Annotated in this window: 10 protein-coding genes; 6 read left to right on the forward strand and 4 right to left on the reverse strand. The window is 70.1% G+C overall.

From position 1 onward, the window contains the following. The first annotated feature begins 5 nt into the window (after positions 1-5). The 3 genes from ACFWU3_RS03310 to ACFWU3_RS03320 are packed head-to-tail and all read left to right on the forward strand — an operon-like array spanning position 6 to position 2,492. Entirely contained in the window at positions 6-533 is a 528-nt protein-coding gene (locus tag ACFWU3_RS03310; protein ID WP_384430362.1) for a hypothetical protein, read from the forward strand. 16 nt (positions 534-549) lie between these two features. Next, a complete protein-coding gene (locus ACFWU3_RS03315) occupies positions 550-1,290 on the forward strand; it encodes a hypothetical protein (RefSeq protein ID WP_384430365.1) in 741 nt (246 codons plus the stop codon). Beyond that, a complete protein-coding gene (locus ACFWU3_RS03320; protein WP_384430368.1) occupies positions 1,287-2,492 on the forward strand; it encodes a lytic transglycosylase domain-containing protein in 1,206 nt (401 codons plus the stop codon). The genes ACFWU3_RS03315 and ACFWU3_RS03320 overlap by 4 nt, the downstream gene beginning before the upstream one ends. Here the strand turns inward: ACFWU3_RS03320 and ACFWU3_RS03325 are convergent. Continuing rightward, complete coding sequence (locus ACFWU3_RS03325) at positions 2,475-3,545, reverse strand: ATP-dependent DNA ligase (protein ID WP_384430371.1); 1,071 nt, start codon at positions 3,543-3,545, stop codon at positions 2,475-2,477. The two genes, ACFWU3_RS03320 and ACFWU3_RS03325, sit on opposite strands and share 18 nt — an antisense overlap. A 52-nt stretch (positions 3,546-3,597) precedes the next feature. On the opposite strand from ACFWU3_RS03325, the gene ligD reads away from it, so the two are divergent. Continuing rightward, on the forward strand, positions 3,598-4,608 hold the full coding sequence (gene ligD / locus ACFWU3_RS03330) for a non-homologous end-joining DNA ligase (protein WP_384430373.1): 1,011 nt from the start codon (positions 3,598-3,600) through the stop codon (positions 4,606-4,608). A gap of 111 nt (positions 4,609-4,719) precedes the next feature. On the opposite strand, the gene ACFWU3_RS03335 is transcribed toward ligD, so the two are convergent. After that, a complete protein-coding gene (locus tag ACFWU3_RS03335; RefSeq protein WP_384430989.1) occupies positions 4,720-6,873 on the reverse strand; it encodes an OmpL47-type beta-barrel domain-containing protein in 2,154 nt (717 codons plus the stop codon). Positions 6,874-6,929: 56 nt separating this feature from the next. Then, complete coding sequence (locus ACFWU3_RS03340) at positions 6,930-9,410, reverse strand: ThuA domain-containing protein (protein WP_384430375.1); 2,481 nt, start codon at positions 9,408-9,410, stop codon at positions 6,930-6,932. Between the two features lie 198 nt (positions 9,411-9,608). On the opposite strand from ACFWU3_RS03340, the gene ACFWU3_RS03345 reads away from it, so the two are divergent. Further along, positions 9,609-10,619 carry a multicopper oxidase domain-containing protein gene (locus ACFWU3_RS03345; protein WP_384430377.1) on the forward strand — a complete coding sequence of 337 codons (1,011 nt, stop codon included), beginning with the start codon at positions 9,609-9,611 and terminating at the stop codon, positions 10,617-10,619. 25 nt (positions 10,620-10,644) lie between these two features. Here ACFWU3_RS03345 and ACFWU3_RS03350 read toward each other — a convergent pair whose 3' ends face one another. Beyond that, a complete protein-coding gene (locus tag ACFWU3_RS03350) occupies positions 10,645-11,490 on the reverse strand; it encodes a hypothetical protein (protein WP_384430380.1) in 846 nt (281 codons plus the stop codon). A gap of 247 nt (positions 11,491-11,737) precedes the next feature. Here ACFWU3_RS03350 and ACFWU3_RS03355 point away from each other — a divergent pair, with 247 nt between their 5' ends. Next, positions 11,738-12,529 carry a VOC family protein gene (locus ACFWU3_RS03355; RefSeq protein WP_384430383.1) on the forward strand — a complete coding sequence of 264 codons (792 nt, stop codon included), beginning with the start codon at positions 11,738-11,740 and terminating at the stop codon, positions 12,527-12,529. Positions 12,530-12,558 lie beyond the last annotated feature (29 nt).

A 12,558-nucleotide genomic window follows, 5' to 3' on the forward strand; every position in this document is an offset into this window, starting at 1 on the left:
GGACCATGGCAGGGACGACGAGGAATCCGCTGCTCGCCGCGGCGCTCGCGCTGACGGTCGTCGCGGCGGGGTTCGCGGGCTGGGGCGGCTGGTCCTGGTACGACGCCGCGCACGACGACTCCGCCGCGTACGCCAGGGAACGGGACCGGGTCCTGACCGCGGGGGAGCAGGCGGTGCTCAATCTCAACACCCTCGACCACCGCGACGTCGACGGGGGCCTCGACTCCTGGGAGGACTCGGCCACGGGAGAGCTGCGCAAACAACTCACCGACGGCCGGAGCCAGTTCGAGAAGCAGATCCAGCAGGCCAGGACGGTCACGAGCGCCCAGGTGTTGTCCGGCGCGGTCACCGAACTCGACGACCGCGCGGGGCGGGCGAGCGTGCTGGTCGCTTTGCGGATCACGGTCACCGCCCCCACCGGCAAACCCGCGCGGAAGGAGAGCCGGATGCTCGGCGAGCTCACCCGTACGCCCGAGGGCTGGAAGCTCAGCGCCCTCGGCCAGGCACCCGTCGGCAATACCGCGGCCGAGTGACGAGAGGACACCGGACATGTCGACAACCCGCCATCTGATCAACCGCCGCAGGCGGCTGGCGAGCACGGGCCGCCCCGGCACCGCGCCCGGCGACACGCTGACCCCCGACCGTCCCGCGACGGCGACGGCGACGGCGACGGCGACCGCGAAGGCCGGAGTCCTGTCGCGGCGGCCGGCCGTACGCGAACGCGGCCCCGTCGCACCGCAGGAGCTCGCCGACGTGAAGCCGGCGGCGGCCCGCGGCAGTCGGCTGCTCGCCGTGCTGTGCGCCCTCATCGTCCTGTCGGGAGGCTTCGCCGCCTTCGCCGGTACTCAGGCGTCCGACCTGCGCGACGAGCCCGCCGTACGCAACGCCGCCCTGGCCGACACCGCGCGCACGAGCGAGCTGAAAGGCCGGGTGACGGCGGCGGTCGAGGCGCTGTTCTCCTACAACTTCGCGGATTCCGGCGCCCTCGACCGGGCCGTGAAGGAGCATCTGACCGGCAAGGCCGTCGCGCAGCATGCCGCCATGCTCGCTGCCGTACGCAAGGAAGGGCCCCGTCAGAAGCTCGTCCTCACCACCACCGTCACCGAGAGCGGCGTGGAACTGATCGACGGCGACCGGGCCCGGGTGCTGGTCTTCGCCGACCAGAGCAACACCCGCACCGCGACGAAGGGCGAGACGACCTACGCGGCCGCCATGCTCGCCGTCGACGCCGTCCGCTCCGACGGCACCTGGCGCCTGGCCGCACTCGACACCTTCGGGGAGGGGGCATGAGGCGCCCGCGCGGTGCGCGCGCCCGCAAGCGAGTCGCCGGCAGTGTCGCCGCGGTGGCGGCGATGGCCGCGCTGACCGCCTCCCAGGCACCCGGAACCGTTCCCGAGAAGCCCTCCGCAGAGACCAACTCCGAGGCCGAGTACGGAACATGGGCCGAGCCGCCCAACGACGACTCGTACCACACCGAACTGCCGCCTCTCCGTACGCCGCCCGGGCCCGTCCGGCCGGGCCGGCCGGACGGAGGCATCCTGACCGGCGCCGTGCGGACCGAGTCGGGCATCCCCGCGACGGTCCTCGCCGCCTACCGCCGCGCGCAGACAGTGATCGCCCGCACCGATCCGGGCTGCCGCCTGCCGTGGCAACTGCTGGCGGCGATCGGCAAGGTCGAGTCCGGTCAGGCGCGCGGCGGGCGGGTGGACGCCTCGGGCACCACGCTCTCGCCGATCCTCGGACCGGTCCTCGACGGCAACGGCTTCGCCACCATCAGGGACACCGACGGGGGCGCGTACGACGGCGACCGGCGCTACGACCGGGCGGTGGGGCCCATGCAGTTCATCCCCTCCACCTGGGCGCGCTGGGGACAGGACGCCAACGGCGACGGACGCAGGGATCCGGGCAACATCCACGACGCGGCGCTCGCCGCCGGACGTTATCTGTGCGCCGGCGACCGCGATCTGACGGTGCCCGCGGATCTGGACCGGGCGATTCTCGGCTACAACCACTCGCGGGCGTATCTGCGCACGGTCCTGGCCTGGCTGGACTTCTACAGGTCCGGCGCCCACCCCGTACCGGACGGCACGGGTGTCCTGCCCGGGAGCCCGGGTGCGGGCGGCAGGACTCCTGCCGCGCGCCCCGTCGGCAAGGGGAACGGGAGCGGCGGAGGGATCGTCGTCGGTCCCACGCCCACGCCGACGCCCACCGTCCGGCCCCGCCCGACTCCCGGCCGGCCTCCAGGACCGTGGCCGCCCGGCGGTCCCAGCTCGCCGCCGCCGACCGGTTCGCCGGATCCGAGCCCCTCGCCGGACCCGACCCCGACCCCCACCCCGTCGCCGGATCCGAGCCCGACACCTTCCGACCCGTCGCCCTGCCCCTCGCCCGATCCGACACCTTCGCCCCAGCCCTCAGCCCCCGAATCACCGCCCCCGGAACCGTCGCCGAGCGGCAGCCCGGGCGACGGTCCCTGCTCACCCCTCCCGGGGTGACAGCACCTCGGCGAGGTCGTACGACACCGGTTCCTCCAACTGGGTGTATGTGCAGGAGGCCGGTTCGCGGTCCGGCCGCCAGCGGCGGAACTGCGCCGTGTGCCGGAAGCGGTCGCCCTCCATGTGGTCGTAGGCGACCTCGACCACCCGCTCCGGTCGCACAGCCACCCATGACAGATCCTTCTTGCCCGTCCAGCGGCTCTGCGCGCCGGGCAGCCGGGCTCCCTCGTGGGCGGCCTCCTCGGCCCAGGCCGCCCACGGATGCCCCTCCGGGGAGTCCATGAGCAGCGGCGCCAGCTCCTCGATCAGCTCCGCGCGCCGCTGCATGGAGAAGGCGGCGCAGACGCCGACGTGCTGGAGGGCGCCCGAGTCGTCGTACAGACCGAGCAGCAGCGACCCCACCACCGGCCCGCTCTTGTGGAGCCGGTAGCCCGCGACCACGGCATCGGCCGTGCGCTCGTGCTTGATCTTGAACATCAGGCGGGCGTCGGGGCGGTACGGCACATCCAGCGGTTTGGCCACCACCCCGTCGAGCCCGGCGCCCTCGTACTGCTCGAACCACTGCTGGGCCAGCTCCACATCGGTGGTCGCGGGCGCGAGATGAACGGGTGGCGCCGCGTCCGACAGAGCGGCGGCCAGCGTCGTGCGCCGCAGCGACAGCGGGGCGTCCAACAGGGCCTCGTCACCCAGAGCGAGCAGATCGAAGGCCACGAAACTGGCGGGTGTCTGCTCGGCGAGCATCCGCACCCGGGAGTCGGCAGGATGAATGCGCTCGGTGAGCTTGTCGAAGTCCAGCCGGCCCTCGTGGGCGATGACGATCTCCCCGTCCACCACACAGCGGTCGGGGAGCTGGGCCGCCAGATCGGCGGCGAGTTCCGGGAAGTAGCGGGTGAGCGGCTTGCCCGTACGGGAGCCGATCACCAGCTCGTCCCCGTCCCGGTGGACGATCGCACGGAAGCCGTCCCACTTGGCCTCGTACTGCATACCGGGCGGGATCTTCTTCACGGACTTGGCGAGCATCGGCTTCACGGGCGGCATGACCGGCAGATCCATATCGCGATTGTCCGGTATGCGGGGGAACTCGGCACGGCCTACGCTGACGGGCATGGCCGGAGCGGTGGAACTGGAAGTGGGGGAGCGGACCGTACGCGTGTCCAATCCCGACAAGGTCTACTTCCCGGAGCACGGTTACACGAAGCTGGACATGGTCCGCTACTACCTGGCCGTCGGTGACGGCATCACCCGGGCCCTGCGGAACCGGCCCACCACCCTCGAGCGCTACCCCGACGGGGTGACCGGCGAATCGTTCTTCCAGAAGCGCGCGCCCAAATACCTCCCCGACTGGATCCCGACGGCCCACATCACCTTCCCCAGCGGCCGGTCGGCCGACGAGATGTGCCCGACGGAACCCGCGGCCGTCATCTGGGCCGCCAACCTCGGCGCCGTCACCTTCCACCCCTGGCCCGTGCGCCGCGACGACACCGACCACCCCGACGAGCTGCGCATCGACCTCGACCCGCAGCCGGGCACCGACTACGCGGACGCCGTCCGGGCCGCCCACGAGCTGCGGGCCGTCCTCGACGAGATGGGACTGCGCGGCTGGCCCAAGACGTCCGGCGGCCGCGGCATCCATGTCTTCGTGCCGATCGAACCGCGCTGGACCTTCACCCAGGTCCGCCGTTCCGCCATCGCGGCCGGCCGGCTGCTGGAGCGCCGTATGCCCGACCGGGTGACCATCAAGTGGTGGAAGGAGGAGCGCGGCGCGCGCATCTTCGTCGACTACAACCAGACGGCGCGGGACCGCACCATCGCCTCCGCCTACTCCGTACGGCCCCGGCCGCACGCACCCGTCTCCGCCCCGCTGCGCTGGGAGGAGGTCGACGACGCCAGGCCCGAGGACTTCGACATCATGACGATGCCCGGCCGGTACGCCGAGGTCGGCGACGTCCACGCCGACATGGACGACCACCGGTTCAGCCTGGAGACCCTGCTGGAGGCGGCGAACAAGGACGAGGCGGAGCACGGCCTCGGCGATCTGCCGTACCCGCCGGAGTACCCGAAGATGCCGGGCGAGCCGAAGCGGGTGCAGCCCAGCCGGGCGAAGAAGCCGGAATGACGCCGCAATGACGAGGGCCCCCTCCCGGTGTGCGGGAGGGGGCCGTTGCCGTCCACAGGAGCGTCGGGGCCAGGACACGCGCAGGGCCTGCCCTGATCCGAACGAAAGACCCTAGAGCTCCTGGATCCGGATGTTGCGGTAGGAGATGACATCCGTCGTGCCGTGGACCTGGAGTCCGATGTAGCCCGACGCGTACCGGCGGCCGTCCGTGCCGGGGTCGTCGCCGCGCGGCGGGACGAAGTCCTGGCCGCCGGTGTTCTCGAACTCGTTGATGAGGACACCGTTGCGGAAGACCGAGTAGTGCTGGCCGACCACGCGGATCTCGTAGTCGTTCCAGGTGCCCTTCGGCGTCACACCCGCACCGGCCAGGCCGACACGGTCGAAGCCGTAGATCGAACCCGACTTGTACATGTCGCCGTCGGGCCGGTCCAGGACCTGGATCTCATGTCCGTACTTGATCGCGACCCACTCCGGGCGCGACTCCTCTGGGTTGTCGTGGACGTTCGGGAAGCGCACGAAGACACCGCCGTTGGCGTTGCCGGTGCCCGGTGCGTCGTCCCGCCACTGGAGCTTGAGCGAGAAGTCGCCGTACTGCCGCTGCGGGAACCACAACATGCCCATGCCCGGCACGGTGGTGCTGCTGGTCATGGCGCCGTCACCGCTGAGCGAGAACGAACCGCCGCCCACGTGCTGCCATTTGCCGAACGTGCTCTGGGTGCCGTCGAACAGATCCTTGTAGCCGGTGTTCTGGCCCGGCTTGCCGATACCGGACTGCTTGGCCGCCTTGTAGATCTTCTTGTGCTCGCGCTGGTCGATCACATTGTCGGCGAGCAGTTTGTCGACGACCTGGTCCACGTGCTTGAGGAACAGCGCGTGAGAGGACCAGTCCTTCTCGTCCTCGATCAGTTCGTTGATCGTGCAGCGGCTGCGGGTCATACGGTTGGGGATGCCCGTGTCGACCGTGCCGACGATCACGGTCAACCGCTCGTCCCACTCCGGGCAGTTGGGCGCCGGAACGCCACCGCCCTCCGCGACCGTGAACGACACCTTCTGCGCGGCCGAGGTGTTGCCGGCCTTGTCGGTCGCCCGGTGCAGAACGGTGTGGAAGCCCACCCGGTCGACGAGCACCGGAGCGGTGTAGGCGAGGTACGGGCCTCCGTCGAGGGAGTACTCGACCTTCTCGACACCCGACGCGCCCTCACCGGTGTCCGTCGCGGTGACGGTCACCTTGGCGCTGGTGACATACGCGCCGTCGGAGTTCTTCTCACCCGTCACCCCGGCCGAGGTCTGCGGCGGGGTCTTGTCCACGACCGGTGGCGCGACCACGGTGAACTGCACGGACTTCTCCGCGGCCGCGTTTCCGGCCTTGTCGGTCGCCTTGAAGCGGACCGTGTGGGTACCGACCGCGTGCACCATCACCGGAGCCGTGTAGGGCTGCCAGGCCCCGGCGGCGCCGATGGCGTACTCGATGGTGTTGACGCCCGATCCGGTGTCGGACGCGGTCACGGTGACCGTGGCCATGTCGAGGTACTGGCCCTGTTCGTTCTTCTCACCGGCCACCGTCGCCGAGGTCTCCGGCGGGGTCTTGTCGTCCGTCGGCGGGGCGACGACCGAGAAGTCGGCCGCCTTCTCCGCGGCGACATTGCCGGCCTTGTCGGTGGCCCGGTACCGGATCTTGTGCGTACCGACCTCGTTCACGACGACCGGGTTGGTGTACGCCTGCCAGGGACCGTCGGCCCCGACCGCGTACTCGATCTTGTCCACCCCGGAGCCCGCGTCGGTCGCCGCCACCGTCACGGTGGCCTGACCGATGTACGCGCCCGCGGAGTTCTTGTCGCCGTCGACCTTCACGGTCGTCTCGGGCGCCGTGGTGTCCTCGCCGGTGCCCTCGGTGACGGTCAGGATCCCCTGCATCGAACCGTGGCCCGGAATGGTGCAGTGGAAGAGGTACCGGCCGGGGGTCAGGGTGACCTCGGCGGTGTGCTTGCCGCCCTGGTCGTCATTGGGGTTGGCGAGGATGTTCAGCGGTACGTCGTTGTTGTACTCGGGGTCCGAGACGTCGAAGGTCAGCGTGTGCGGCATCCCGGTGGTGTTCCCGGTGGCCTTGCTGTTCTCGAACACGATCGTCGTCGCCCCCGCCACCGCCGTGGTGGGGAAGGAGAGATAGCGGTCGATCGGGTCACCCGCGGTCCAGGTGAGAACCTGGGCCGCCTCCCGGTCGTCGGTCTGCCCGTAGGCGGCCGCGGACATCAGTCCGACGACCATGGCCACGGACGCCAGCAGGGCCGTCCACAGGCTCGCTGTCCGGTGTCTGACGAATCTCACTGTGCCGCCTTCCGTGCCAGCTTGTCGGCGGACGGTGTCGCCTCGCCGCCCTTGTACGTCACGCGCCACAGCGCCGACTGGGCGTCCGAGGTGAAGAACCCGCGTCCGTAGTCGAGGACGTAGAGCGAACCGTCGGGGGCGAACTTCCAGTCCATGAGGTTGCGGATGCCGCCGTTGCCGACCGGGATGATCTTCTTCAGGGATTCGGCGTGGACCGGGATGCCGCCCTTGCCGACCGTCTTCGGGTCGGTGAGGACCGCGTGCCGCGGCTGGTCGCCGTCGTAGAAGTCACCGACGAACCACTTGCCGTCCCAGTACGCCGGCCACTTCTCGGTACCGGTGCTCGCCGCGTCGTAGCGGTAGACCGGGCCGTTCATGGTCGCCTGGCCGCCGCCCTTGAGCCACGGCATGAGCAGCTTCTGCTCCTCCGTCTTGTAGCTCGGGATGCCGTTGGCGTCGCGCGGGTAGTCCACGCCACCGCCCTGCGGCGAGTACCAGATGGTGTTGGAGGTGACGGGAGGCAGATTCACCAAACCGTCGTTGTTCGGCGACTCGTTCTTCGGCGCGTCGCAGTTGTACCAGCCGAGCGGCTGGTTCGGGTCGGGCAGATTGCGGTCGCGGTAGGGCTGCTTGTTGCCCATGCAGTACGGCCACCCGTGGTTGCCCGCCTTGGTGATGGCGGAGAAGGTGTCGTACTTGGCGGGGCCCCAGGTCGTCGACGGCGCGCCGGCGTCCGGGCCGACCCAGCCCGCGTACAGGGTGTCGGTCGTCTTGTCGACGAAGATGCGCGCTGGGTTGCGGACGCCCATCACATAGATCTCGCCGCGGGTCTTGCCGCCGCCCTCGTCCGGCTCCTGACCGGTGAAGAGGTTGCCCGCGGGGAGCGTGTAGGTGCCGTCGTCCTCCGGGTGGATCCGCAGGATCTTCCCGTTGAGGTTGTTCGTGTTGCCCGCCGTGCGGCGCGCGTCGGCGAACGAGACACCCTTGAAGTTGGGCTGCGGGTTGTTGCCCGAGTAACCGCCGCTGAAGCCGGACGAGTTGTTGTCACCCGTCGCGATGTAGAGGTTCTGCTTCGAGTCCCAGGCCAGTCCGCCACCCGCGTGGCAGCAGCTGTGGATCTGCACCGGCCACTTGAGCAGGACCTTCTCACTGGCCATGTCCAGCTTGTTGGTCGCGGGATCCAGGGTGAAGCGGGAGACCCGGCGCTCGGCCATGTGCGTCTCGCGGTTGATCTGCGAGTGCGGGGTGTAGTGCAGATACACCCAGCCGTTGGTCCGGAAGTCGGGGTCGAGCTCGATGCCGAGCAGGCCCTCCTCGACCTTGATCAGCTCGTCGCCGCCCCCCTTGTTGCCGAAGACGGTGAGCGAACCGGCCAGGGTGACCTTCTTGGTCGCGGGGTCGTAGACGTGGATCTCGCCCTGGCCCTTGCCCATGTCGGGGTTGTTCCAGTCGGTGATGACGGGCTTGCTGGAGTCCGCACCGCCGCGGCCGATGTAGAACACGCGCCCGTCGGGAGCCGTCACCAGTCCGTGCGGCTCACCGATCTGGTCGTTCTGCCCGGGCTGGTTGGGCTGAGTGACCCGCTGCGCCGTGTAGTTGGAGGTGATGGTCGCCTTGCAGTCGGCGCGCGAGATACGGCTCGTCCAGGCGAGGGCGCCGCGCAGATGGTCGCGGAAGTCGACCTCGGCGAAGCTCTCGGCCGTACCGCCCATGCCGGTGTAGAAGGAACGGCCGCCGTCGTAGTCGCGGCACCACGAGATGGGGTGGTCCCAGCCGTTGGCGCCGGCCGCCGGAGTGAACGAACTCTCCTTGAGGCGCGCCACGGTGTGGACACTGCCGGAGGGATTCGCCGACCAGTTGAACCACTTGTCCGGCCGCTTCCACTGCAACGGCAGCGACGTGGTGGCCGGATGCTTACGGTCGCCGACCTCCACGACGGCCCGCTGGACCGAGCTCGCCGCACCCGTGGGACGGGCACCGATCAGCCCGGTGAACCAGTCGGAGTACGGCTCGGTCCGCGCCGCGTCATGGATACCGAGGAAGCCGCCGCCCGCCTCCAGATAGGACTCCAGCCCTGCCTCCTGCTCGGGATCGAGCACATCGCCGCCTCCCGTCAGGAAGACGACGGCGTTGAACCGTCCGAGCTTGGTGGCATTGGTGAACACGGAAGCATCGTCCGTGGCCTCGGTCTTGAACCGGCCGGCCGCGGGACCGGTGAGGCCGATGTTCTCGATGGCCGCGATACCGGCGTTGACGACCGGCGACTCCTCGGTCGCCGAGCCGTGGAAGACCAGGACCCGCACATTCTGGCCGCCGGGAGGCGACGGCAGGGACAACGTTGTCGACGGCGGTTCCGGGTACGGTTTGGCCGCCGCGACATTCCCTCCGCCCAGTAGCGACACGGTCAGTGCGCCGGCCCCAAGTACCGCGGCCAGAGCGCTTCTTCGGGACCTGGACCTGTGTGGTGTGCGCTGCATGTGGTCACCCACCCCTCTTTGGTCACAACAACAGCCTCGGAAACTAGACCTCTTTTCGTGGTTCGCCAATAGATACGACCGGAGTGGCACGAACTTTGTCCTGAGTGTGGATAAACGAAGATCACCCGGCTACCGTGTGGCCGTCCCCGGGGTCACACACGCCCCGTCAACCTCCGCGACAGACATGGGGAGTTCGGCATGGACAGACGGAGCTTCAACAGGCGGCTCCTGGCGGGAGGCGCCGTCGCGGCCACCGGGGCGACATCGTTGTCTCTCGCCTCCGCACCGACCGCCACCAGCGCACCGACGGCCGCGGGCGCGGCGAGAACCGCACCCGCCGGCGGCATCGTGCGCCATATGAAGCTGTACGCCGAGAAGTTGCCGGACGGTCAGATGGGCTACGGCCTGGAGAAGGGCAAAGCGTCCATCCCCGGCCCGCTGATCGAACTCAACGAAGGCGACACGCTGCACATCGAGTTCGAGAACACCATGGACGTACCGGTCAGCCTGCACGCCCACGGTGTCGACTACGACATCGCCAACGACGGCACCAAGCTCAGCAAGAGCCATGTCGAACCGGGCGCCACCCGCACCTACACCTGGCGCACGCACCTCCCGGGCAAGCGGGCCGACGGCACCTGGCGCCCCGGCAGCGCCGGTTACTGGCACTACCACGACCATGTGGTGGGTACCGACCACGGCACGGGAGGGATCCGCAAAGGGCTCTACGGCCCGGTCGTCGTGCGCCGGAAGGGCGACATCCTCCCGGACAAGCAGTTCACGATCGTCTTCAACGACATGCTGATCAACAACAAGCCGGCCAACGCGAGCCCCAACTTCCAGGCCACCGTGGGCGACCGGGTCGAGATCATCATGATCACGCACGGCGAGTTCTACCACACGTTCCATATGCACGGTCATCGCTGGGCGGACAACAGGACGGGCCTGCTCGAGGGTCCGGCGGACGTCAGCCGGGTGATCGACAACAAGATCACCGGCCCGGCGGACTCCTTCGGATTCCAGATCATCGCGGGCGAGAACGTCGGCGCCGGCGCCTGGATGTACCACTGCCATGTGCAGAGCCATTCGGACATGGGCATGGCCGGGCTGTTCCTGGTGGCGAAGGCGGACGGCACGATCCCCGGGTACGAACCGCACCACCCGACGGGCGCGAAGGGCGCGGCGGAGGCGGGTGGCCACAGCCACTAGGGTCTTCCGTTCGGATCGGGCCGGCTCAGTGGCCGAGGTCCAGCACGCACCACTCGCTGTACGGCTCCGACTGCACGTACAGCCGCGGACCCCGGTTCACGAGCCGCCGCCGGCCGAGCTCGCCGCCGTCGGGCAGGACGAGCGTTCCGTACGCCACCGGCTCGGCGGCGGTCTCGGTGAGCACGCACATCACCAGGCGGGAGTGGTCGTACCCGTGGCCGCCGAGCAGAGCGAGACGGTCACCGTGGACGGCGAGACCGTGCGTGCCCTTCACCGGACCCGTGCGCACGGTGACCGGCTGCCCGTCCCGGATCTCCAGCAGACCGGTGCGGGTGCCGGCCCAGGCCGTGTGGGCTCCCACGTTCAGGCTGAGGCAGTCCGCCGTACCGGCCGCCCCGGGCAGCGGCACGAACTCGCCGAGCACTCCTCCCGTGAGTGACAGCCGCCGTACGGCGGGTCCCTGTACGGTCCACAGCGCGCCCGACGCATCGGTCAGCACATGGTCGACGTCGCCACCGGGGTCGAGGGTCCAGGACGCCCGGCCCAGTGCGTCGAAGACCTGGACCCGGGCGGTGTCGGCGACCACGAACCCGCCGTCCGGCAGCGCGTCCAGCCGGGGGTTCCGGGCGGTCACGGCGCTCAGCTCGATGGCGTGGGCGCTGCCGCCGTCCACGGTGACGACGAGCGCGTCGTACGGAACGCAGACCGAGGTGCCGTCCCCGTGGTCGTCCGAGGCGCCGACCGGCGCCTCGGGGCGCCCGGCGAGCAGCCAGTGCGCCCGTCCGGTGGCGTCGACCGTGCTGTGCAGCACGGGCAGCCTCGCATGGGCCCGCGGGAGACGGGCGTAAGGGGTGAGAGAGGTGGCTGCCACGGTGGTGCTCCTCGGCAAGGGCGGTACGGACGGTCCGCGGGCTCGCGGGGAGTCCGGCGGCGCACGGGCCGAGGGCGGCGGCGCGGGGCGTCAACCGGGCGCGGGCCTTTCTGCTCGTCGTGGCCGGAATCCTGCACGAGGCGGTGACCTCGGCACAAGGGAGTTCACGTGCGCTTCGGGTGCGGAGGCCCGGGATCGGTAGCAGACTCGGGCGAGAGGACCACGGGACCCCACGAAGGAGCGCACCATGCTCACCACCCGTTTCGTCACAGGCTCCCCGAACTGGGTCGACCTCGGCACCCCGGACGTCGAGGCGGCGACCGCGTTCTACGGCGGCCTGTTCGGATGGACCTTCCAGTCGGCGGGTCCCGAGGCCGGCGGTTACGGAATGTTCCAGCTGGACGGCAAGACCGCGGCCGGCGGCATGCAGGTCCCCCTGGAGCAGAGCCCGCCCGGCTGGACGGTCTATTTCCAGACACCCGACGCGGACGCCACCGCTCAGGCGGTGCAGCAGAACGGCGGCTCGGTGATGTTCGAGCCGATGGATGTTTTCGACCTCGGCCGCATGGTGGTCTTCACCGATCCGTCGGGTGCCGGGTTCGCCGGCTGGCAGCCGGGCCGGAACAAGGGCCTGGATGTGGTGAACGACCCCGGCTCGCTGTGCTGGCTCGAACTCAACACCACCGCCCCGGACGCGGCCCTGGCCTTCTACGACAAGGTCTTCGGCTGGGAGACCACGACGATGCCGTTCCCCGACGGCAGCGGCACCTACACCATGATCAACCCGGCGGGCGAGGGCGCGGAGGCGATGTTCGGCGGCCTGGTCCCGGTCCCGGAGGACGCCCCGGAGACGGAGGGCCCGTACTGGCTCCCGTACTTCGAGGTCGAGGACTGCGACGCGGCGGTGGCGAAGGCGGAACAGCTGGGCGGCCGGGTCACCATGCCGGTGGTGGAGGCGGAGGGAGTGGGCCGCTTCGCGAGCCTGGCGGACCCGGCGGGCGCGAGGTTCGCGCTGATGCAGGCGGCGTCGCAGGAGTAGCGGCGCGGCTGGTGGCGGTCGGTCTGGCT

Source organism: Streptomyces sp. NPDC058685, from assembly GCF_042714725.1.
In the GTDB taxonomy this organism is placed as follows: domain Bacteria; phylum Actinomycetota; class Actinomycetes; order Streptomycetales; family Streptomycetaceae; genus Streptomyces.